18 protein-coding genes and 1 pseudogene are annotated in these 21,740 nt (G+C 70.7%); 15 read left to right on the forward strand and 4 right to left on the reverse strand.

Annotation, left to right across the window (positions count from 1 at the left end; genetic code table 11):
- The first annotated feature begins 4 nt into the window (after positions 1-4).
- From ACFW9Z_RS11650 to ACFW9Z_RS11705, 12 genes are read left to right on the forward strand one after another with little or no spacing between them, the layout of a single operon-like run.
- Positions 5-808, forward strand: a complete 804-nt coding sequence (locus tag ACFW9Z_RS11650) for an MlaE family ABC transporter permease (RefSeq protein WP_384638022.1) — start codon at positions 5-7, stop codon at positions 806-808.
- Entirely contained in the window at positions 808-2,085 is a 1,278-nt protein-coding gene (locus ACFW9Z_RS11655) for an MCE family protein (protein WP_384638025.1), read from the forward strand. The genes ACFW9Z_RS11650 and ACFW9Z_RS11655 overlap by 1 nt, the downstream gene beginning before the upstream one ends.
- Positions 2,082-3,113, forward strand: a complete 1,032-nt coding sequence (locus tag ACFW9Z_RS11660; protein WP_384638028.1) for an MCE family protein — start codon at positions 2,082-2,084, stop codon at positions 3,111-3,113. Before ACFW9Z_RS11655 ends, ACFW9Z_RS11660 begins: the two co-directional genes overlap by 4 nt.
- Positions 3,110-4,126, forward strand: a complete 1,017-nt coding sequence (locus ACFW9Z_RS11665; RefSeq protein ID WP_384638031.1) for an MCE family protein — start codon at positions 3,110-3,112, stop codon at positions 4,124-4,126. The genes ACFW9Z_RS11660 and ACFW9Z_RS11665 overlap by 4 nt, the downstream gene beginning before the upstream one ends.
- A 1-nt stretch (position 4,127) precedes the next feature.
- Positions 4,128-5,294 (forward strand): MCE family protein, encoded by a 1,167-nt coding sequence (locus ACFW9Z_RS11670; protein WP_384638034.1) that lies wholly within the window; start codon positions 4,128-4,130, stop codon positions 5,292-5,294.
- The gene (locus ACFW9Z_RS11675) at positions 5,291-6,502 is read left to right on the forward strand and encodes an MCE family protein (protein ID WP_384638037.1); all 1,212 of its coding nucleotides are present in this window, start codon (positions 5,291-5,293) and stop codon (positions 6,500-6,502) included. The genes ACFW9Z_RS11670 and ACFW9Z_RS11675 overlap by 4 nt, the downstream gene beginning before the upstream one ends.
- Positions 6,499-7,812, forward strand: coding sequence for an MCE family protein (locus ACFW9Z_RS11680; RefSeq protein ID WP_384638041.1), 1,314 nt, complete (start codon positions 6,499-6,501; stop codon positions 7,810-7,812). The genes ACFW9Z_RS11675 and ACFW9Z_RS11680 overlap by 4 nt, the downstream gene beginning before the upstream one ends.
- Positions 7,809-8,333, forward strand: a complete 525-nt coding sequence (locus ACFW9Z_RS11685; protein ID WP_384638043.1) for a hypothetical protein — start codon at positions 7,809-7,811, stop codon at positions 8,331-8,333. Before ACFW9Z_RS11680 ends, ACFW9Z_RS11685 begins: the two co-directional genes overlap by 4 nt.
- On the forward strand, positions 8,330-8,923 hold the full coding sequence (locus tag ACFW9Z_RS11690; protein ID WP_384638046.1) for a hypothetical protein: 594 nt from the start codon (positions 8,330-8,332) through the stop codon (positions 8,921-8,923). Before ACFW9Z_RS11685 ends, ACFW9Z_RS11690 begins: the two co-directional genes overlap by 4 nt.
- 20 nt (positions 8,924-8,943) lie before the next feature.
- The gene (locus ACFW9Z_RS11695) at positions 8,944-9,474 is read left to right on the forward strand and encodes a hypothetical protein (protein ID WP_384638049.1); all 531 of its coding nucleotides are present in this window, start codon (positions 8,944-8,946) and stop codon (positions 9,472-9,474) included.
- A gap of 49 nt (positions 9,475-9,523) precedes the next feature.
- On the forward strand, positions 9,524-10,291 hold the full coding sequence (locus ACFW9Z_RS11700) for a hypothetical protein (protein WP_384638051.1): 768 nt from the start codon (positions 9,524-9,526) through the stop codon (positions 10,289-10,291).
- 49 nt (positions 10,292-10,340) lie between these two features.
- Positions 10,341-11,702, forward strand: a complete 1,362-nt coding sequence (locus ACFW9Z_RS11705) for a lytic murein transglycosylase (protein ID WP_384638053.1) — start codon at positions 10,341-10,343, stop codon at positions 11,700-11,702.
- A gap of 115 nt (positions 11,703-11,817) precedes the next feature.
- Here the strand turns inward: ACFW9Z_RS11705 and ACFW9Z_RS11710 are convergent, their stop codons facing one another.
- Together ACFW9Z_RS11710 and ACFW9Z_RS11715 are read right to left on the reverse strand one after the other, a co-directional pair.
- Positions 11,818-12,237 carry an ATP-binding protein gene (locus tag ACFW9Z_RS11710; RefSeq protein ID WP_384638056.1) on the reverse strand — a complete coding sequence of 140 codons (420 nt, stop codon included), beginning with the start codon at positions 12,235-12,237 and terminating at the stop codon, positions 11,818-11,820.
- 131 nt (positions 12,238-12,368) lie between these two features.
- Entirely contained in the window at positions 12,369-13,430 is a 1,062-nt protein-coding gene (locus ACFW9Z_RS11715) for an ATP-dependent DNA ligase (protein ID WP_384638059.1), read from the reverse strand.
- A gap of 76 nt (positions 13,431-13,506) precedes the next feature.
- On the opposite strand from ACFW9Z_RS11715, the gene ligD reads away from it, so the two are divergent.
- On the forward strand, positions 13,507-14,541 hold the full coding sequence (gene ligD, locus ACFW9Z_RS11720; protein ID WP_384638062.1) for a non-homologous end-joining DNA ligase: 1,035 nt from the start codon (positions 13,507-13,509) through the stop codon (positions 14,539-14,541).
- Positions 14,538-15,671: an ABC transporter permease gene (locus ACFW9Z_RS11725; RefSeq protein WP_384638065.1), complete on the forward strand. Its 1,134-nt coding sequence runs from the start codon at positions 14,538-14,540 to the stop codon at positions 15,669-15,671. Before ligD ends, ACFW9Z_RS11725 begins: the two co-directional genes overlap by 4 nt.
- 11 nt (positions 15,672-15,682) lie before the next feature.
- Here ACFW9Z_RS11725 and ACFW9Z_RS11730 read toward each other — a convergent pair whose 3' ends face one another.
- A complete protein-coding gene (locus ACFW9Z_RS11730; protein ID WP_384638068.1) occupies positions 15,683-17,914 on the reverse strand; it encodes an OmpL47-type beta-barrel domain-containing protein in 2,232 nt (743 codons plus the stop codon).
- Between the two features lie 8 nt (positions 17,915-17,922).
- Positions 17,923-20,373, reverse strand: coding sequence for a ThuA domain-containing protein (locus ACFW9Z_RS11735; RefSeq protein ID WP_384638255.1), 2,451 nt, complete (start codon positions 20,371-20,373; stop codon positions 17,923-17,925).
- Between the two features lie 280 nt (positions 20,374-20,653).
- Here ACFW9Z_RS11735 and ACFW9Z_RS11740 point away from each other — a divergent pair.
- Positions 20,654-21,702: pseudogene (locus ACFW9Z_RS11740) on the forward strand (multicopper oxidase domain-containing protein).
- The last annotated feature ends 38 nt before the right edge of the window (positions 21,703-21,740 follow it).

Raw genomic sequence — 21,740 nt, forward strand, 5'->3', positions numbered from 1 at the left:
GAGGATGGCGATGCTCAGCTGGCTGGACCGGTCCGGCGACCAACTCACCTTCTACATCAGGGCCCTGGTCTGGATCCCGCGCACCCTGCGCCGCTACCTCAAGGAGGTGCAGCGGCTGCTGGCCGAGGTCGCCTTCGGCAGCGGCGGCCTCGGCGTCATCGGCGGCACCATCGGTGTGATGGTCGCGATGACCCTCTTCACCGGCACCGTCGTCGGCCTCCAGGGGTACGCGGCCCTCGACCAGATCGGCACCTCGGCGTTCACCGGGTTCATCTCCGCCTACTTCAACACCCGGGAGATCGCGCCCCTGGTCGCCGGGCTCGCCCTCTCCGCCACCGTCGGCGCGGGCTTCACCGCCCAGCTCGGCGCGATGCGGATCAACGAGGAGGTCGACGCGCTCGAAGCGATGGGCGTGCGGTCCATGCCCTACCTCGTCACCACCCGGATCATCGCCGGGGTCGTCGCCATCATCCCGCTGTACGCGATCGGGCTGCTCTCCTCGTACCTCGCCTCCCGCTACATCACCATCCTCTTCAACGGGCAGTCGGCGGGCACCTACGACCACTACTTCAATCTCTTCCTCTCCCCGGCCGACGTGCTGCTGTCGGTGCTCAAAGTGCTGATCTTCAGCGTGCTGGTGATCCTCGCCCACTGCTACTACGGCTTCCACGCCTCCGGCGGCCCCGCCGGGGTGGGCGTGGCCGTGGGCCGGTCGGTGCGCAACGCGATCGTGCTCATCAGCATCACCGACTTCTTCCTCTCCCTCGCCATCTGGGGCGCCACGACGACCGTGAAGGTGGCCGGCTGATGAGTGCACGCGCCGCACGGACCGTCCGCCGCAGACTCGCCGGAGTCGCCTTCCTCCTGGTCCCCGCCGTCCTGGTGTGGGTCTCCGTCTCGGTGTACGACAAGGACTTCACCGACGACGTCACCGTCACCGTACGGACCGGCGCGGTCGGCAACGAGATGCACGAGAACGCCGATGTGAAGCTGCGCGGGGTCGTCATCGGGCAGGTGCGGTCCATCGCCACCGACGGCGAGGGGGCCCGCCTCACCCTGGCCATCGAACCCGGCAAGCTGGACCGTATCCCCGCCGACGTCACCGCGCAGATGCTCCCCACCACCCTCTTCGGCCAGCGGTTCGTCGCCCTCGTCCCGTCCCGAACCCCCTCCGTACGCACCCTGAGAGCGGGAGCGGTGATCCCGCAGGACCGCTCCAGCAACGCCATCGAGCTGGAAGAGGTGCTGGACAACGTCCTGCCGCTGCTGACCGCCGTAAAGCCGGAGAAGCTCTCCGCCACCCTGAGCGCCGTCTCCCAGGCGCTCGAAGGACGCGGCGAGAAGCTCGGCGAGACGCTGACCACGCTGGACGCCCACCTCAAGAAGTTCAACCCCCAACTCCCCACGCTGAACGAGGACATCAAGCAACTCGTCAAGGTCAGCGCGCTTTACGCGGACGCCGCCCCGGACGTGCTCGACGCCCTCACCGACGCCACCACCACGAGCGGCACCATCGCCGAACAGGAGGCGCGACTCGCCGAGTTGTACGGCACCACCACCGCCTCCGCGCGCGATGTCACCTCCTTCCTGCGGGAGAACAAGGACAACCTGATCCGGCTCGCCTCCTCCGGCCGCCCCACGCTCGAACTCCTCGCGAAGTACGCCGACTCGTTCCCCTGCACGCTGCGCACGGTCGCCGGATTCGTGCCCGCCATGGACAAGGCGCTCGGCAAGGGGACGGACCGGCCGGGACTGCATGTGACCGTCAAGTCCGTTCCCGCCAAGGGGAAGTACGTCCCCGGCAAGGACACCCCGGTCTACGACGCGACCGGCGGCCCGCGCTGCTACTCGGTGCCGTACACCGGCAAACGCGCCCCGACCGCCGACGCCCACCGGGCGGCCGACGTCACCGCCCCGCCCCCGGGCCGGGACACCGCGCTCGGCCTGCCCAACTCGCCCCAGGAGTCCCAGCTCGTCAACGAGTTGGTCGCCCCCTCACTGAAAGTCCAGCCGCAGACTCTGCCCGACTGGAGCAGCGTGCTCATCGGTCCGGCCTTCCGCGGTGCGGAGGTGAAGCTGAAATGAAACGCCGCTCCCTCGCGGGACCGCTCACCAAGTCCCTCGTCTTCGTCCTGGTGACCGTCCTCGCCACCACCGTCCTCGGGCTCTCCATTGCCAACACGGGGGTGGGGGACACCACGACGTACAAGGCACGGTTCACCGACGCCACCGGGCTCATCCCCGGCGACAGCGTCCGTATCGCCGGGGTGAAGGTCGGGCAGGTCGAGTCCGTACGGGTCGCCGACCGCAGGGTCGCCGAGGTCACCTTCGGCGTACGGAAGGGGCATACGCTCCCCGCCTCGGTGACGGCGTCCATCAAGTACCTGAACATGGTCGGCCAGCGGTACGTGGACCTCGGCCGGGGCGCCGGTCCGGTCGGCCGGCCCTTCGTGGCCGGGGCCACCATCCCGCTCTCCCGCACCACACCGGCGCTCGACCTCACCCAGCTCTTCAACGGCTTCCAGCCCCTCTTCGAGGGCTTGTCCCCGCCGGACGTCAACCAGCTCGCCGGGTCCATCGTCCAGGTACTCCAGGGCGAGGGCGGCACCGTCGACTCCATCCTGCGCCATGTCGGCTCGCTCACCAGCACCGTCGCCGCCAAGGACAAGGTGATCGGCGAGGTGATCAAGAACCTGAACACGGTCCTGAAGACGGTCAACGACCGGGAGGCCGGATTCGACGACCTCGTCATCACCCTGGAGAAGCTGGTCTCCGGCTTCTCCGGCGACCGCAAACCGCTCGGTGAGGCCGTGACCGCCATGGGTGCCCTGACGACCGTCACCGCTGACCTCTTCCAGGACGGCCGCAAGCCCCTCAAGGACAACATCCGTCAACTGGGGCGCCTCAGCGGTGAGTTGGAGAAGGGGACGCCGCAGATCGAGAACTTCCTCACCAAGACCCCGGCCAAGATGGAGGCGATCGGCCGCCTCACCTCCTACGGCTCGTGGCTCAACCTCTACCTCTGCGAGGCCAGGGTCGGCGGGGTGGCCACCGACGACGGTACCCCACCGCCCACCGGCATCGCCATCACCCAGCCGAGGTGCCTGGCATGACCCTCACCCCCATCCGGGAACGCAACCCGGTCGCCGTCAGCATCGTCGGACTCCTCGTCCTGGCCCTCCTCGCCCTCGCCGCCTGGCGCGCCGACTCCCTGCCCTTCATCGGCGGCGGCACCACCTACAGCGCCGACTTCACCGAATCCGCCGGGCTCTCCGAAGGCGACGAGGTGCGGATCGCCGGAGTGAAGGTGGGCGAGGTCACCGGGGTGTCGCTCGACGGGCCCCGCGTCAAGGTCGACTTCAAGGTCAAGGGCGCCTGGATCGGCAACGCCTCCACCGTGGGCATCGCCATCAAGACCCTCCTCGGCGAGAAGTACCTCGCCGTCGACCCGCTCGGCAACGCCCCGCAGGACCCCGGCTCCCGTATCACCGCGAGCCGCACGACCTCCCCGTACGACGTCACCCAGGCGTTCAACGGGCTGGGCGAGACCATCGGCGAACTCGACACCGAACAGCTCGCCAAGAGCTTCGAGACGATCTCCGCCACCTTCAAGGACTCCCCGCCCCACGTCCGCAGCGCCGCCGAAGGGCTCTCCGCCCTCTCCCGTACGGTCTCCACGCGCGACGCCCAGCTCGCCACCCTGCTCCAGAACAGCAAACGCCTCACGAAAACCCTCGAAGGGAAAAAGAGCAGCTTCGAAACCCTCCTGGAGGACGGGAACCTGCTCCTCGGCGAGATCCAGGCCCGCCGCGACGCGATCCACCTGCTCCTCACCGGCACCCGCAGCCTCGGCACCCAGCTCACCGGACTCGTCGCGGACAACGAGAAGCAGCTGGGGCCGACCCTGGCCTCCCTCGGCCGGGTCACCGCCGTCCTCGTCAAGAACCGCAAGAGCCTGGACAAGGTGCTCGCCATGACCGGCACCTACAGCCGGCTGGTCGGCAACACCCTGGGCAACGGCCGCTGGTTCGACACGTACGCCTGCGGGGTCGTACCCCCGAACTACCTCCCGGCCGGCTCCCTCCCGGCGACCGGATGCATGCCACCGAAGCAAGGCGGCCGCTGACATGAGACGTACACGCATCATCGGCATCGGCGCCGGACTCGCCCTCGTCGCCGTGGCCGCCACCACCGGGGTGAGCGCCCTCCAGGAGGACGCCCGGACCACCGTCACCGCCTACTTCGAACGGGCGACGGGCGTCTACGCCGGGTCCGACCTGCGCATCCTCGGCGTCCGGGTCGGCACGGTCGTCTCCGTCACCCCCAAGGGCAAGGAGGTGGAGGTCGTCCTCCGCCTGGACGAAGGGGTCAAGGTGCCGAAGGACGCCCACGCGGTCGTCGTCGCCCCCAGCCTCGTCGCCGACCGGTACGTCCAGCTCGCCCCCGCCTACGACGGCGGACCGCTCCTCGCGGACCAGGCCGTCCTGCCCGCCGCCCGCAACGCCACCCCCGTCGAGGTCGACGAGCTCTACGCGTCGATCACCGAGATCACCACGGCGCTCGGCCCGAACGGGGCCAACGCCGACGGTGCACTGGCCCGGCTCCTGGAGACGGGGGCGAAGAACCTGGACGGCAACGGGAAGGCCATCGGCGACTCCGTCGAGCAGTTCGGCAAGGCCGCCAAGACGCTCGACCGGAGCAGCGGCGACCTCTTCGACACCCTCACATACCTCCAGTCCTTCACCACCATGCTCAAGGAGAACGACTCCGAGGTCCGCACCGCCGAGCAGCAGCTGAACTCGGTCACCTCGTTCCTCGCGGACGACAAGAAGAACCTCAGTGCGGCACTGAAGGAGCTGGGCGCCGCGCTCGGGCAGGTCAAGACGTTCATCGCGAAGAACCGCGGCGCGCTCAAGAAGAACGTCGACGCCCTGGTCCCCATCACCCAGGCCCTGGTCGACCAGCGTGCCTCGCTGGCCGAGGCGATGGACACCCTGCCGCTGGCGGCGGGCAACGTCCTCAACGCGTACGACCCGGCCAACCGGACCCTCAACGGGCGGGCCAACCTCAACGAACTCTCCATGGGCGGCCCCCTCGTCGACCCGGACGCGGCCGCCGGACCCCCGGCGGGTCTCGCCCCCGTCGACGCGAACCGCCGGAAGTCCCTGCCCGTCCTGCCGCTGCCGGAGGTCGGCACGGTCTTCGGGACCCCGGAGAAACAGTCCGAGAAGCAGTCCGAGAAACAGTCGGCAGAGAAGAAACGGGACCAGCGGAAGAAGGGAGCGGAACGATGAGGGGTTCCCCGCACACCACCACCGGCGTCCGGGCGGCCACCGGAGCGGTCGCCCTGCTCGCCACCGGCGCCCTGATCGCCCTGGCCGTGGTCCGTACCGACGGCCCGGTCTTCACCGGCATCGAACAGATCCCGCTGCCCGGCGGCGCCGACCTGGGCGACAATCCGTACGAGATCACCGCCGAGTTCGGCGATGTCCTCAGCCTGGCCCCGCAGTCCTCGGTCAAGGTCAACGACGTCTCCGTCGGCCGTGTCACCGGCATCGCCCTCGCGGCGGACGGCTGGAGCGCCAAGGTCACCATGCGGGTCAACGGGAAGATCGACCTCCCCGCCAACGCCTACGCCCGCCTCGAACAGTCCAGCCTCCTCGGCGAGAAGTTCATCCAGCTCTCCCCGCCCGCCCAGGGCACCGCCCACGGCTCCCTGTCCGAGACCGGCCGCATCCCGCTCAGCCGCACCAACCGCAACCCCGAGGTCGAAGAGGTCTTCGGCGCCCTGTCCCTCCTCCTCAACGGAGGCGGGGTCAACCAGCTCAAGACCATCACCACCGAGCTGAACAAGGCGCTCACCGGCCAGGAACCGCAGATCCGCTCGATGCTGAACCGGGTCGACACCCTCGTCACCAACCTGGACAGCAACAAGGGCGACATCACCCGGGCCCTGGACGGCGTCAACCGGCTCGCCGCCACGCTCGCCACCCGTATACAGGACGTCGGAACGGTCCTCACCGGGCTCAGCCCCGGACTGAAGGTCCTGGAGAAGCAGCGCGGCTCGCTGCTCACCATGCTGCGCTCGCTCGACACCCTCTCCACCGTGGCCGTCGACACCATCAACCGGAGCAAAGCCGACATGATCGCCGACCTGAAGGCGCTCGCCCCGACCCTGAAGGCGCTGGCCGACTCCGGCAAGGATCTCCCCGACTCCCTCCAGGCCTCGCTGACCTACCCGTTCACGGACGAGGTGCTGCGCGGAGTGAAGGGCGACTACCTGAACGCCTATCTGGACGTCACGGCCGCACCCGGCACCCGGATCATCCCGGCGCTCACCCCGGACGACCCGAGCCTGCCCCCGCCGCCGCACGAGCCGGGCGGGGACGGCGGGGACGGCGGAGACGGTACGGAGGGCGCGGCGGCGGCCCGCAGTGCGCTTCCGCTGCCCCTGCCATCCGTGTCGGGGAGCTCGCGGCCCGAGCGGGGGAGCACCCCGTGATCACTCCCGTCATCCGGCTCAAGAACATCGCCTTCCTCGTCATCGCCGTGCTCGTCCTGGGCTACCTGGGCGTGCGGTACGCCGGTCTCGGCCACTACGTCGGACTGCGCAGCTACTACACCGTCACGGTCCAGCTCCCGCAGACCGGCGGCCTCTACACCCACTCCAACGTCACCTACCGGGGCGTCTCCGTGGGCCGGGTCGGACCCATCGAGCTGACGGAGGACGGGGTGGCGGCCGAGCTGCGGATCGAGAAGGACGCCCCGCCCATCCCGGACAGCCTGCGGGCCGTCGTCGCCAACCTCTCGGCGGTCGGTGAGCAGTACGTCGACCTGCGCCCGACCCGCTCCGAAGGCCCCTACCTGGGCGACGGTTCGGTGATCGACGAGGCCGACACCACGATCCCGGCGCCGCCCACCACCGTCCTGACGAGCGTCAACGACTTCGCGAGCTCGGTCGATCTGGAGCATCTGCGCACGGTCGTCGAGGAGTTCGGCACCGCCTTCGAAGGACGCGGCGACGACCTCCAGGTCCTGCTGGACAGCGGGGGCGAGTTCATCGACGCGGCCGACCGGGCCCTCCCGGCCACCACCCGGCTGATGGCCGACGGCGAGACCGTGCTGCGCACCCAGGCCGAACAGGGCGCGGCGCTCAAGGGCTTCGCCTCCGGGGCCAAGGAGCTGGCCGCCGAACTCAACTCTTCGGACGGGGACTTGCGGCGACTGATCGCGACCACGCCGGACGCCGCCGTCCAGATCAGCGGACTGCTGCGCGACATCGACCCCGGCTTCGGCGTCGTCGTCGCCAATCTGCTCACCACATCGGAGGTCGCCGTCACCCGCCAACGCGGCCTGGAAGAGCTCCTGGTGAAGCTCCCGGCCGTGGTCGCCGCCGGATCGAGCGCGGTCGACGAGGACGGCGCCCGGTTCGGGATGTCCGTCACCTTCTTCGAACCGCTGCCCTGCACCGCCGGTTACGGCGGCACGGCCTACCGCAACGGCCTCGACACCTCTCCCGCCCCCGCCCTCAACACCAAGGCCAGGTGCGCCTCTTCACCCGGCACCGGCATCAACGTGAGGGGCAGCGCCAACGCTCCGAAGGGCGGCCCGGTCCCGGCCCCCGCCAAGCCCGGCTCAATGCTGTTGGGCGACGGCGACGGCGACGGCAGCAGTGGCAGCAGGAGCAGCGGAGTCGGAGTCGGTACGGACGCGAAGCACCGGCTGCCCGGAGCGCTCGGCACCACCCCGCAGACCGCGCCCCCCGCCCCGGGGATGGCCGGACTGCTCGGCCTGGGAGGAGACGGCTCATGACGCTCCGCACCCCCCGGAACCTGGGCGGCTGGGCCGTCCTGCTCGCCGCCGCCCTCGTCTGCTCGCTCGGCGCCTGGTCGTACGCCCAGGCGCGCGGCGACCGCACGCTCTCGTACGCCAAGGCCCGGGACACCGCCCTCACGCAGGGCAAGCGGCACCTCGCCACGCTGAACAGCCTCGACGGCAAGGACGCCACCAGCGTCTCCACCGGACTGCGGGCGTGGCGCGACTCCTCCACCGGCCCCCTTCATGACCAGCTGAAGCGGACCTCGGCCGCCGACGCGAAGACGCTCACCACGTCGGGGGACACCGCGCACGGCAAGGTCACCTCGGCGGCCCTCACCGCCCTGGACGAGCGGACCGGCACGGCGGAGCTGATCGCCACCGTGGACATCCGGGTCACCCCGCGCACGGGCGCCCCCGGCAACCAGCGCAAACGCTTCACCGCCACGCTCGCCCGCACCGGGGACGGCTGGAAGGTCAAGGCGCTCACGGCGATGGCACCGGGAGGCGGCGCATGAGCGAGCGAACAGTGGTGCTGAGCAAGGCCATTGAGGACGAGGAACACCTCGCCGCCATCGAGCCGGACCTCACCGACGAGCCCGACCGCCGCCGCAGGTGGCCCCGTATCGTCGGCGGCCTCCTCGCGGTCGCCCTGTTCGTGACCGGTGGGCTCCTCTTCGCCGAAGGGCGGCAGCTCCGTGACACCCCGGCCACCGCCAACCTCGCCCTCACGGACACCGAGGCGACCACCCGGGTGACCGGGGACGTCAGCAACGCGCTCGGCAGGATCTTCTCGTACGGCCCCGACGCCACCGCCCTCGCCAAGGAATCGGCGCAGCAGGTGCTCGCGGGCAAGGCCCTCCAGCAGTACGCGGCCCTGTTCGGCCAGGTCGAGAAGCAGGCCGCCGACCAGAAGCTGACGCTCACCACCCATGTCGTCCGGGCCGGAGTGACCTGGCTGACCGGCACCAGCGCCCGCCTTCTGGTCTTCCTCGACCAGGTCTACGAGCGCCGGGGGCGGCCCGCCACGACCGCCTCCGCACAGCTCGACGTCACCGCCGAACTCCGGGACGGGCGTTGGCGGATCGTCGAGATCAGCTCCATATGACACCAGGGGAGAGGCAGCACATGGCACGGGCAGGAACGACGAGGAACCCGCTGGTGATCGCGGCGACGGCGCTCGCGCTCGTCGCGGCCGGAGCGGCGGGCTGGGGCGGCTGGCAACGCTACGACGCCGCCCACGACGACGCGGCCTCCTACGCGCAGGCCCGGGACGACGCCCTGGCGGCGGGCGAGCAGGCGGTGCAGAACATGAACACCCTGGACCACCGCACACTGGAGAAGGACCTCGACAGCTGGGAGGAGTCGACCACCGGCGATCTGCACCGCCAACTCGTCGAAGGACGCGACGCGTTCGCCGAGCAGATCGGGGCGGCGAAGACGGTCAGCACGGCGAAGGTCCTCTCCGGCGCGGTGACCGAACTCGACGAACGGGCGGGCCGGGCCGGGGTCATGGTGGCGCTGCGGGTCACCGTCACCGCACCCAAGGGCCGACCGGCGGTGAAGGAGAGCCGGATGCTCGGCACCCTGACCCGGACCTCCGAGGGGTGGAGGCTCAGCGCGCTCGGCCAGGCGCCCGTCGGCTCCACGGCCGGCTGACCCCGCTTCCGTACCCGCTCCCGCCCCGCACCCCGAGAGGACCCCTCCCATGTCGACGACCCGTCACCTCGTCAACCGCCGTCGCAGACTGGCCACTTCGCCGTCGCGTCCGGTCGCGCCTCCGGCGGAGAACCCGGCGGAGGGTACGGAGGAGTCCGACGCGCCACGGAGACGGCAGAAGCCGGAGACCGTAACGCCGGTCGCAGAGACAGAGACAGAGACACAGGTACAGGCAGAAGCACAGCCGGAGGCGGACGAAGACGGCCACCCCGAACAGACCCGCCCTCGCCCCGCCTCCCGACGGCCCGGGACCCGGCTCCCCGCCGTGCTCTGCGCCCTCACCGTCCTCCTCGGGGCCTTCGCCGCCTGGGCGTTCGCCTCGGCCGCGAGCCTGCGCGACGAGCCCGCCCGGCAGAACACCGCGCTCACCGACATCGCCCGCACCAGCGAGGTGAAGGGCCGGATCAGCGAGGCGGTCGGGGCCGTGTTCTCGTACGACTACGCCTCGCCCGCCCGCTCCGACCGCGCGGCGAGCACCTATCTGACGGGCAGAGCCGTACAGCAGCACAAGGACATGCTCGCGGAGGTACGGGCCCAGGCGCCGCGGCAGAAGCTCGTCCTCACCACGACCGTGACCGGGAGCGGGGTGGAGTACCTGGACGGCGACCGGGCCCGGCTGCTGATCTTCGCGGACCAGAGCAACACCCGTACCGGCAAGGACGAGGAGACCACCTACGCGGCGGCCATGTTCGCCGTGGACGCCGTTCGCCGGGGGGACACCTGGCAGATCGCCGCCATCGATACGTTCACCCGGTGAACCGGAGCCCCGGGCAGCCCGGAAAGCCGCCCGGGAGAGGGGAACAGCCATGAGGTTCAACGGCACCGTGCGCCGTCAGCTCACCGGTACGGTCACGGCGGTGGCCGCGATGGCCGCGCTCACCGCCTCCCAGGCGCCCGGCTTCGCCGACTCGGCCTCGCGCGAGGACCGCACCGCAGCGGCCACGGACGACGTGGTGTGGACCGAGGTCCCGGGCGACGACGTGTACCACACCGAGCTGCCCCCGCTGGAGAGCCCGGAACCGCCGCCCGCCCTGCTGAAGCCGCCAGGGGCCGGTACGGAACCCCCGGCCCGGGTGGTGGACCGTTCCCGGCCCGAGGCCGGTATCCCGGCGACCGTGCTCGCCGCGTACCGGAACGCCGAGAAGTCCGTGCGCCGCAGCGACCCCGGCTGCCTGCTGCCGTGGCACCTGCTCGCGGCGATCGGCAAGGTCGAGTCCGGTCAGGCAGCGGGGGGCAGGGTCGACGCGCGCGGGACGACGCTCACCCCGATCCTGGGGCCCGCGCTCGACGGGGTGGGGTTCGCGCTGATCCGGGATACGGACAACGGGGTGTACGACGGCGACCGCACGTACGACCGGGCCGTCGGGCCGATGCAGTTCATCCCCTCCACCTGGGTGAACTGGGCCAAGGACGGCAACGGCGACGGCCGCAAGGACCCGCACAACATCTACGACTCCGCCCTCGCCGCCGGGGAGTACTTGTGCGCCGGAGGCCGTGATCTGAGCGTCCGGGCCGATCTGGACCGGGCGATCCTCAGCTACAACCGCTCCGACGTCTACCTTCGTACGGTACTGGCGTGGCTGGAGTTCTACCGGAAGGGCACCCACCCGGTCCCCGACGGCCGGGGAGTCCTCCCCCTGAGCCCCGGGCCCGGCGGACCGAACCGCCCCAAGGCGCCGGTCGGTTCGGGCGGTTCGGGCACGCCCGAAGGGCCGGGCAAGGGTGACGGCGGCATTGTCATCGGCCCGCAGCCCACGCGCCCGCCGGGCACCAAGCCCACGCCGAGCCCGTCGCTACCTGGCACCCCGAGCCCCAACCCGACCGACCCCGGCCCCGGCCCCACGAATCCAAGCCCCAGCCCGGACCCCACCGACTCCGGCCCTACGGACCCGGGCCCCACCCCCGATCCCACCGATCCGACCGATCCCACCGGCCCGAACCCCACCGATCCCGGCCCGACCGACCCGGGCCCCACCGACCCCGCCCCCACCCCGACGCCCGACCCGACGGACCCCACCCCCGGCCCGAGCCCCGACCCCGGAACCACCGACCCGGGCTGCCCGGGCGGCGACCCGTCCCCGCCCGAGCCCCCGCCGGGCGCCGGAAGCCGGGCCGGGAAGGACGGACCGGACGACCCGTGCACACCGGACGGCACCCCCGGCGGCTGACGGCCCGGACCGAAGGACCGAAGAACGGCCCGGACCGAAGGACCGAAGAACGGCCCAGACCGAAGGACCGAAGGACGAGACGGGCCGCGACCGCCACCGCCACCGAACCCGTCCGTCAGACCAGCGGAACCACGGCCACGATCCGCTTGCCGCCCCCGTGCGGAGTGACGGTCAGGTGCGCGGTGAGCCGGTGGACCAGGGCCCAGCCGTAGCCGCCCTCGCCAACCGTCCCGGGGGTGGGCTCCTGCCGGACGGGATGCCGGGGGTCCGCGTCCTCGACCACGAGGCGGAGCCCGCCTTCCGTGATCCGGGCCGAGAAGCCGGTGACGCCCCCGGCGTGCCGCAGTGCGTTGGTGACGATCTCCGAGGTCACCAGCAGGGCGTCGGCCACGACCACATCCGCGAGCGTCTCGTCCGTCAGCCCGCCGAACTCGTCAGCCAGCAGCCGGGCCACGGTATCGCGAGCCTCGGCCGCGCTGCGGGGCACACGGACGGGTACGGCATCGGCGTGACGTACGGGAGGGGTAAGGTGCACGCCCGTACCTCCTTTCCACGCCGTCGATGAAGGGCGTAGGGCGCATGCGGAACTTCCTGTAGAAACCACCGCATTCCCCCTCTCACCGTCCCCACACCTCCCACGGCCTGCCCCCCGCCGTCCCCGCCGGGTCACCCGCCCGACAGCACCTCGGCCAGGTCGTAGGAGACGACCTCCGCCAACTGCGCGTAGGTACAACCGACAGGATCCCGGTCCGGACGCCACCGCCGGAACTGCGTCGTATGGCGGAACCGGTCGCCCTCCATGTGGTCGTACGCCACCTCGCAGACCCGCTCCGGCCGCAGCGGCACCCACGACTGGTCCTTCTTGCCGGACCAGCGGTTCTGCGTCCCCGGCAGCCGGGAGGCCTCGTGCGCCGCCGCGTCGGCCCACGCGCCCCACGGATGGTCGGCGAACTCGGTGCGCAGCGGGGCGAGTTCCTCGGCCAGCTCGGCGCGCCGCTTCATCGGGAAGGCCGCGCAGACCCCGACGTGCTGGAGTACGCCCCCGGTGTCGTACAGGCCCAGGAGGAGCGAGCCGACGACCGGGCCGCTCTTGTGCTCCCGGTACCCCGCCACCACGACATCGGCGGTCCGCTCGTGCTTGATCTTGTACATCACCCGGGTGTCGGGCCGGTACGGCAGATCCAGCGGCTTGGCCACGATCCCGTCGAGCCCCGCCCCCTCGTACCGGTCGAACCACTCCCGGGCCAGCTCGATGTCCGTGGTGGACGGGGCGAGGAGTACGGGCGCGGAGGCGCCGGAGAGGGCCGCCGTCAGCACCGCCCGCCGGTCGGTCTGCGGGGTGCTCAACAGCGAGGTGTCGTCCACCGCCAGGATGTCGAACGCGATGAAGCTCGCCGGGGTCCGCTCGGCCAGCATCCGCACCCGGGAGTCCGCCGGATGGATGCGCTCGCTGAGCCGGTCGAAGTCGAGCCGCCCCTCGTGGGCGATGACGATCTCCCCGTCGATCACACAGCGCGGCGGCAGGTTCTCCCGTACGGCGTCGACCAGGTCGGGGAAGTAGCGGGTCAGCGACTTGCCCGTACGGCTGCCGAGCTCGACCTCGTCGCCGTCCCGGTAGACGATCGCCCGGAAGCCGTCCCACTTCGCCTCGTAGCTCATGCCCGCCGGGATCTTGGACACCGACTTGGCGAGCATCGGCTTCACGGGCGGCATCACCGGCAGGTCCATGCCCCGATTCTGGACCGGCCCCCTGACCGTGTCTCCCGATATGCGGCATATGTGCGACCGGCCTACGGTGGCCGTCATGGGAGCAGCGGTGGAGCTGGACGCGGGCGGGCGGGCCGTGAGGCTGTCCAACCCGGACAAGGTGTACTTCCCGGAGAAGGGTTACACCAAGCGGGACGTGGCGGAGTACTTCCTGGCTGTGGGCCCCGGGATCACGCGCGCCCTCAACCACCGGCCCACCACCCTCCAGCGCTTCGTGGACGGGGTGGAGGGCGACTTCTTCTACCAGAAGCGCGCCCCGAAGAACCTCCCCGAGTGGATCCCCACCGCCCGGATCGCCTTCCCCAGCGGGCGCCCCGCCGACGAGCTCTGCCCCACCGAGCTCGCCGCCGTGATCTGGGCCGCCAACCTCGGCACCCTTACCTTCCACCCCTGGCCGGTCCGGGCCGGGGACACCGACCACCCGGACGAGCTCCGCATCGACCTGGACCCGCAGCCCGGCACCGACTACGCCGACGCGGTCGCCGCCGCCCACGAGCTGCGCTCCGTCCTGGAGGACCACGGCGTACGCGGCTGGCCCAAGACCTCCGGCGGGCGCGGCATGCATGTCTTCGTCCCCATCGAGCCCGCCTGGACCTTCACCGAGGTGCGGAGGGCCGCCATCGCCGCCGGGCGCGAGCTGGAGCGGCGGATGCCGGAGCGGGTGACGACGGCCTGGTGGAAGGAGGAGCGCGGCGAGCGGATCTTCGTCGACTTCAACCAGACCGCCCGCGACCGCACGATCGCCTCCGCCTACTCCGTACGCCCCTTCCCGCACGCCCCGGTCTCCGCGCCGCTGCGCTGGGAGGAGATCGACGACGCCGAACCGCGTGACTTCGACCTCCGTACGATGCCGGTGCGGTACGCCGAACTCGGGGACGTCCACGCGGACATGGACCAGGAGGCGTTCCGGCTGGACGGGCTGCTGGAGCTGGCCGACCGGGACGAGAAGGAGCGGGGACTCGGCGATATGCCGTACCCGCCGGAGTACCCGAAGATGCCCGGCGAACCCAAGCGGGTCCAGCCCAGCCGCGCCCGCCACGATGACGATGACGACGGCGGCGGGACCACGTGAGTGGGAGCAGCGAGAAGCATGGCAGCGAGAGCCACGGCAGCGAGAGCCACGGCAGTGACAGGCGCGGCAGCGAGCGGCACGGCGCCCACGGCCGGCCGCCGACCCTCCGCGAGCGCTGGGAGGCCTACAAGAGCAGCCCCTTCCTCCCCGCGACCGTCCTCGTCCTCATCATCGCGGCGGCGGCCGGTCTCTTCGCGGGCTCCTACACCTACGCAATGGCCAACCCCACCCCCCACCGCATCCCGGCGGCCCTGGTCACCCAGCCGGAGGTGGCGCGCGGTGAGGCGTTCCTCGCCGGGATGGAGAAGGCACTCGGCACCTCGCTCGAACTGCGCGACTACGAGGACGCCGCCGACGCCCGCCGCGCCCTGGACGAACAGAAGGTCTTCGCCATCGTGCGCGCGTCCGGCGACGGCGACGGGGTCGCGCTCGACGTGGCCGGGGCGTCCGGGGCCTCCGTGGCCGAGCTGCTCGGCAAGGCGGGGATCGAGGTCGGCGACGCCACCGGGGTCGAGGTCACCGTCCGGGACGTCAAACCGCTCCAGAAGGGCGACCCGCGCGGACTCGCCCTGTTCTACATCTCGCTGGCCGCCGTGATCATGGGCTTCCTCGGCGCGATCCAGCTCAGCGTCCACGCCCACGGCCTCAACCCGGCGGAGCGCATCGCGTTCACCGCCGCGTACGCCCTGCTCGGCGGGTTCGCCATCGCGGCGGCCGTGGACTGGTGGCTCGGGGCGGTCGACCTGCCGTTCGCGCAGTCCTGGCTGATTCTCGCCTTCACGATGTTCACGTCCGGCATGGTCTTCACGATGTTCAACACCCTGATGGGCCGGTGGGCGATGATCCCCACCTGGGGCGTCATGGTGCTGCTCGGCAACCCGTCCTCCGGCGGCGCGGTCTCCTGGCCGCTGCTGCCCTCCGCCCTCGGGCACATCGGCCGCTGGCTGCCGCCCGGCGCCTCCGTCAACGCCCAGCACACGGCCGTCTACTACCAGGGCCACCAGTTCGTCTTCCCGTATCTGGTGCTCGCCGCCTGGGCGCTGGTCTCCTGCACGGTCTTCTGGGTGTGGCGCCACCGGCACCCCGGAGGCCGCGCCCGCACGCCCGAGCATGCGGCCACGGCCTCCTGAGTCATTCCGGTCTACAGCTCCTTGATCCGGATGTCGCGGTACGAGATGACGTCCGTGACCCCGTGAACCTGGAGCCCGATGTGACCGGAGGCGAACCGCCGGCCGTCCGTCCCCGGGTCGTCGCCGCGCGGCGGCTCGAAGAGCTGGCCGCCGGTGTTGTCGAACTCGTTGATCAGGACACCGTTGCGGTAGATCTCGTAGTGCTGGTCGACCACCTTGATCTCGTAGTCGTTCCAGGTGCCCTTGGGCGTGACCCCGGCGCCGCCGAGCCCCACCCGGTCGAATCCGTACACCGAACCGGTCTTGTACATGTCGCCGTCCGGCCGGTCGTTGACCTGGATCTCATGGCCGTACTTGATGGCGACCCACTCCGGACGCGGTTCCTCCGGGTGGTCGTGCACCTTCGGGAAGCGGACGAAGACACCGCCGTTGGCGTTGCCGGAGCCCGGGGCGTCGTCGCGCCACTGGAGCTTCAGCGAGAAGTCCCCGTACGCACGGGTCGGGAACCAGAGCATGCCCATGCCGCCCACGGTCGTGGAGCTGGTGATCGAGCCCTCCTCCTCGTTCAGCCCGAACGCGCCGCCGCCCACGTGCTGCCACTTGGCGAGCGAGGCCGCCGTGCCGTCGAAGAGCTTGGTGTACCCCTCGGACTGGCCCGGCTGGCCGATGCCCGACTGTCTGGCGGCCTGGTTGATCGCCCTGCGCTCGCGCTGGTCGATGACGCCGTCGGTCGTCAGCCTGTCGAGGACCGCCGTCACGTGCTTGAGGAACAGCGCGTGGGAGGACCAGTCCTTCTCGTCCTCGATCAGCTCGTTGATCGTGCAGCGGTTACGGGTGATCCGGTTCGGGACGCCCGTGTCGACGGTGCCCACGAAGACCGTGTGCCGCTCGTCGAACTCCGCGCAGTTCGGCGCCGGGACCCCGCCGCCCTGGGCGATGGTGAACGACACCCGCTTCGCCTCGGAGGTGTTGCCCGCCTTGTCCGTCGCCCGGTGGGCGAACGTGTGGTGGCCGACCCGGTCGACGATCACGGGGGTGGTGTACGCGAGGTACGGTCCGCCGTCGAGCGAGTACTCCACCTTTTCCACGCCCGAGTCGTCGTCGGTCGCGGTGACGGTGGCCTTGGCGCTGGTGATGAACGCGCCGTCGGAGTTCTTGTCCCCTTCGACCTTCACCGAGGTCTCCGGAGCCGTCTTGTCCTGCGACGGTGGCTCGGCCACCGTGAACGCGACGCTCTTCTCCTCCGCCACGTTCCCCGACCGGTCGGTGGCCCGGTAGCGGACGGTGTGCTCGCCGAGATCATGGACCATCACGGGTGCGGTGTACGGCTGCCACTCACCGGCCGCGCCGATCGCGTACTCGATGGTGTTGACGCCGGACCCGGTGTCGGATGCGGTCACGGTGACCGTGGCCATGCCCAAGTAGGCCCCGTCGGCGTCCTGTTCACCCGATACGGTCGCCGAGGTCTCCGGCGGGGTCTCGTCGTCGGCCGGCGGGGCCGCCACCGCGAAGTCGACGGACTTCTCCGCCGCCGCGTTGCCCGCCCTGTCGGTGGCCCGGTAGCGGACCGTGTGATCACCGACCTCGCTCACCACGACGGGCGCGGTGTACGGCTGCCACTCGCCGTCCGCTCCGAGCGCGTATTCGACCGTGTCGACGCCGGAGCCCGCGTCGGTCGCCGTGACGGTCACGGTCGCCTGTCCGAGGTACGCCCCGTCGCCGTTCCGGTCGCCGTCGACCTTCGCCGAGGTCGCCGGGGCCTCGGTGTCCTCCCCGCCGCCGCCCTCGGTGACGGTCAGGACGCCCTTCATCTCGCCGTGACCGGGGATCGTGCAGTAGTAGAGGTATGTGCCCGGCGTCAGCGTGACCTCCACGCTGTGCTTGCCGCCCTCGGAGTCACCGGGGTTGGCCAGGATGTTCAGCTGGACGTCGTTGTTGTGCTCCGGGTCCGAGACGCTGAACGTCAGCGTGTGCGGCATGCTCGTCGTGTTGCCGGTCGCCGTGCTGTTCTCGAAGACGATGGTGGCCTTGCCCGCCACCGCCGTCTCCGGCGCGGTGAGGTAGCGGTCGATCGGGTCGCCCGCCGTCCAGGTCAGGACCTGGTCGGCGGCCTTCGCCCCGGGGCCGTCACCGCCCTTTCCGTATGCGGCCGTCGAGGTCAGCCCGAGAACCATCATGAGGGAGGCCAGCAGGGCCACCCAGAGACTCGGCGGCCGGGGCCGCCGCCGTCCGGGGAGCGTCATGGGGTGTCTCACTGCGCTGCCGCCTTCCCAACCAGGTCCTTGACGGCCGGAGTTGCCCCGCCGCCCTTGTACGTCACGCGCCACAGCGCGGACTTGGAGTCGGAGGTGAAGAAGCCGCGCCCGTAGTCCAGGACGTACAGCGAACCGTCCGGAGCGAACCTCCAGTCCATGAGATTGCGGATGCCGTCGTTGCCGACCGGGATGATCTTCTTCAACGACTCGGCGTGCGTGGGCAGTCCGCCCTTCCCGGCCGTCCTCGGGTCGGTGATCACCGCGTGGCGCGGCTGGGTGTCGTCGTAGAAGTCACCGACGAACCACTTGCCGTCCCAGTACGCGGGCCACTTGGCGGTCGAACCGCTCTGCGCGTCGTACCGGTAGACCGGGCCGTTCATGGTCGCCTGCCCGCCGCCCTTGAGCCAGGGCAGCAACTCCTTCTGTTCCTCCGCCTTGTAGCTCGGTACGCCGTCGGCGTCACGCGGATAGTCGACCCCGCCGCCCTGCGGTGAGTACCAGATGGTGTTGGGGGTCACCGGGGGCAGCTTGACCAGCCCGTCGTTGTGCGGCGACTCGTTCTTCGGGGCGTCGCAGTCGTACCAGCCCAGCGGCTTGCTCGGGTCGGGCAGATTACGGTCCCGGTAGGGCTGGTTGTTGCCCATGCAGAACGGCCAGCCGTGGTTGCCCGCCTGGGTGATCGCGGCGAACGTGTCGTACTTCGCCGGGCCCCAGGTGGTGGAGGCCGCGCCCGCGTCGGGGCCGACCCAGCCCGCGTACAGGGTGTCGGTCGCGGGGTCGATGGAGATCCGGGCCGGGTTGCGTACCCCCATCACGTAGATCTCGCCCCGGGTCTTCCCGCCGCCCTCGTCCGGCTCCTTGCCGGTGAAGAGGTTGCCGGAGGGGAGGGTGTAGGTGCCGTCGTCCTCGGGGTGGATGCGGAGGATCTTCCCGTTGAGGTTGTTGGTGTTGCCCGAGGTGCGCCGGGCGTCGGCGAAGGAGACGCCCTTGAAGTTCGGCTCCGGGTTGTTGCCGGAGTAACCGCTGCTGAAACCGGAGGAGTTGGTGTCACCGGTCGCGATGTACAGGTTGCCCTTCGAGTCCCACGCCATACCGCCGCCCGCGTGGCAGCAGCTGTGGATCTGCACCGGCCAGCCGAGCAGCACCTTCTCCGAGGCGAGGTCCAGCTTCCCGGACGCCGAATCGTAGGTGAAGCGCGAGACCTGACGGACCGCCATGTGCTTGTCCCGGTCGATCTTCGCGTGCGGGGTGTAGTGGAGATAGACCCAGCCGTTGGAGGTGAAGTCGGGGTCCAGCTCGATGCCGAGCAACCCCTCCTCGTTCTTGGTCAGTTCGTCGCCGCCGCCCTTGTTGCCGAAGACGTCCAGGGCCCCGGCGAGGGTGACCTTCTTCGTCTGCGGGTCGTAGACGTGGATCTGGCCCTTGCCCTTGCCGATGTCCGGGTTGTTCCAGTCCGTGACGACCGGCTGCGAGCTGTCGGCACCCCCGCGCCCGATGTAGAAGACCTTGCCGTCCGGCGCGGTGACGAGGCCGTGCGGCTCGCCGATCTGGTCGTTCTGCCCCGGCTGGTTGGGCTGGGTCAGGCGCTCGGCGGTGTAGTTGGCGGTGATGGTCGCCTTGCAGTCGGCCTGCGAGGTCCGGTTCGTCCAGGCGAGCGCGCCACGCAAGTGGTCGCGGAAGTCGGTCTCGGCGAAGCTGTCCGCCGTACCGCCCATCGCCGTGTAGAAGGACCGGCCGCCGTCGTAGTCGCGGCACCAGGAGACCGGGTGGTCCCAGCCGTTGGCGCTCGCACCCGGCGCGTACGTCAACTCCCGTACGCGCGCCACGGTGTGCACCTCACCGGACGGGTTCTTCGTCCAGTTCAGCCACTTGTCGGGGCGCTTCCACTCCAGCGGCAGGTTTTTGGTCGCCGGGTGGACCCGGTCCCCGATCTCGACGGTGGCCCGCTGCACGGCAGTTGGGCTGTTGGCCGCCGGTCGGGCCCCGACCAGGCCGGTGAACCAGTCCGAGTACGGCTCGGTGCGCGCCGCGTCATGGATGCCGAGGAAGCCGCCGCCCGCCTCCATGTACGCCTCCAGGCCCGCTTCCTGCTCCGGGTCCAGGACATCGCCGCCGCCGGTCAGGAAGACGACCGCGTGGAAGGAGCCGAGCCGCTTGCCGTTGGTGAAGACGTTCGGGTTGGCGGTGGCCACCGTGGTGAACCGCCCGGCCTCCGGACCGGTCTGCCCGATCCGCTCGATCGCCGCGATCCCGGCATCCGTGTACGGTGCCTCGTCACCGGCCGACGCATGGAAGACCAGCACCTTGACCTGGTTCTTCGCGCCCGGCGGGGACGGCAGAGACAACGTTGTCGCCATTCTCTCGACCAGGTCCCGGTCCGGCGAGGTGCCCGCGCTGGCGGGGCCGCCACCGCCCAGCAGGGACACGGTCAATGCGCCGGCCGCCACGGCCGCCGCGAGGCCGCGTCGGCGTCGTGATCTGGACCGCTGATGCGATGCGTCTTGCACGTGGGTCACCCAACCCTTCTGTGGTCACTGGAGCGTTGACTACGACAGCGCATGAAGCTAGACCTCTTTTCGCGGCCCGCCAATACTTACGGCAGCAATCGCACGAACTTTGTCCTGAGTGTGGATAAACGGTCGGCCCCTGGCTACGGTGTGGCCCGTTCCGGGGCTCCCGGGCCCCGCCCGTCTCCGCCCGTTTCCTTATCGCAGTGGGGAGTTCGACATGGACCGAAGGACCTTCAGCCGACGGATGCTGGTCGGTGGCGCGGCTGCGGCGGCGACCGGTGTGACATCGTTGTCGCTGGGTGCGGTGGAGGCCAGCTCGGCGGAGAACCCGCCGCGCACGGCCCCGGCCGGGGGAGTGGTGCGCAGGCTGAGGATGTACGCCGAGAAGCTGCCGAACGGGGAGCTGGGCTACGGCTTCGAGAAGGGCAAGGCGTCGATCCCGGCCCCCTCATCGAGCTGAACGAGGGCGACACCCTGCACATCGACTTCGAGAACCTGACCGACGGTGACGTCAGCCTCCATGTCCACGGCGTCGACTACGACATCGCCAACGACGGCACCCGGATGAACAGGAGCCACGTCGAGCCCGGCGGCACCCGTACGTACACCTGGCGCACCCACGCCCCGGGCCGCCGCAAGGACGGTACGTACGAGCCCGGCAGCGCGGGTTACTGGCACTACCACGACCACGTCGTCGGCACGGACCGCGGCACGGGCGGCATACGCAAGGGGCTGTACGGACCGCTCGTGGTGCGCAGGAAGGGCGACCCGCTGCCGGACCAGACGTGCACGGTCGTCTTCAACGACATGATGATCAACAACAGGACGGCCCACAACAGCGTCAACTTCGAGGCCACGGTGGGGGACCGGCTCGAATTTGTGATGATCACGCACGGCGAGTACTACCACACCTTCCACATCCACGGTCACCGCTGGGCGGACAACCGGACCGGCATCCTCACCGGCCCCGACGACCCCAGCCGGGTCATCGACAACAAGATCTGCGGGCCCGCCGACTCCTTCGGCCTCCAGATCATCGCGGGCGAACGCGTGGGCGCGGGGGCGTGGATGTACCACTGCCACGTACAGAGCCACTCCGACATGGGGATGGCCGGGCTGCTGCTGATCAAGAAGCCGGACGGCACGATCCCGGGGTACGAACCGCACCACGCTGCGGGCGGGGGGCAGGAGAAGAAGGCCGCAGAGGACAAGGGAGAGGACAAGGGCGAGGGCGAGGACAAGGGCGCGGCGGAGCACCAGCACTGACCGGGTGGCGGGCCCGGCGTCCGGCCTGAGGTCCGGCC

Origin of the sequence: Streptomyces sp. NPDC059452 (assembly GCF_042750035.1) — a bacterium.
Taxonomy (GTDB): Bacteria; Actinomycetota; Actinomycetes; order Streptomycetales; family Streptomycetaceae; genus Streptomyces.

Excerpts from the sequence above, each read along its gene's own strand:
- ACFW9Z_RS11675 (WP_384638037.1), top strand. The coding sequence starts at position 5,291 with ATGAGGGGTTCCCCGCACACCACCACCGGCGTCCGGGCGGCCACCGGA.
- ligD (WP_384638062.1), top strand. The coding sequence starts at position 13,507 with ATGGGAGCAGCGGTGGAGCTGGACGCGGGCGGGCGGGCCGTGAGGCTG.
- ACFW9Z_RS11665 (WP_384638031.1), top strand. The coding sequence starts at position 3,110 with ATGACCCTCACCCCCATCCGGGAACGCAACCCGGTCGCCGTCAGCATC.
- ACFW9Z_RS11660 (WP_384638028.1), top strand. The coding sequence starts at position 2,082 with ATGAAACGCCGCTCCCTCGCGGGACCGCTCACCAAGTCCCTCGTCTTC.
- ACFW9Z_RS11705 (WP_384638053.1), top strand. The coding sequence starts at position 10,341 with ATGAGGTTCAACGGCACCGTGCGCCGTCAGCTCACCGGTACGGTCACG.
- ACFW9Z_RS11695 (WP_384638049.1), top strand. The coding sequence starts at position 8,944 with ATGGCACGGGCAGGAACGACGAGGAACCCGCTGGTGATCGCGGCGACG.
- ACFW9Z_RS11700 (WP_384638051.1), top strand. The coding sequence starts at position 9,524 with ATGTCGACGACCCGTCACCTCGTCAACCGCCGTCGCAGACTGGCCACT.
- ACFW9Z_RS11670 (WP_384638034.1), top strand. The coding sequence starts at position 4,128 with ATGAGACGTACACGCATCATCGGCATCGGCGCCGGACTCGCCCTCGTC.
- ACFW9Z_RS11685 (WP_384638043.1), top strand. The coding sequence starts at position 7,809 with ATGACGCTCCGCACCCCCCGGAACCTGGGCGGCTGGGCCGTCCTGCTC.
- ACFW9Z_RS11690 (WP_384638046.1), top strand. The coding sequence starts at position 8,330 with ATGAGCGAGCGAACAGTGGTGCTGAGCAAGGCCATTGAGGACGAGGAA.
- ACFW9Z_RS11715 (WP_384638059.1), bottom strand. The coding sequence starts at position 13,430 with ATGGACCTGCCGGTGATGCCGCCCGTGAAGCCGATGCTCGCCAAGTCG.
- ACFW9Z_RS11730 (WP_384638068.1), bottom strand. The coding sequence starts at position 17,914 with ATGACGCTCCCCGGACGGCGGCGGCCCCGGCCGCCGAGTCTCTGGGTG.
- ACFW9Z_RS11655 (WP_384638025.1), top strand. The coding sequence starts at position 808 with ATGAGTGCACGCGCCGCACGGACCGTCCGCCGCAGACTCGCCGGAGTC.
- ACFW9Z_RS11650 (WP_384638022.1), top strand. The coding sequence starts at position 5 with ATGGCGATGCTCAGCTGGCTGGACCGGTCCGGCGACCAACTCACCTTC.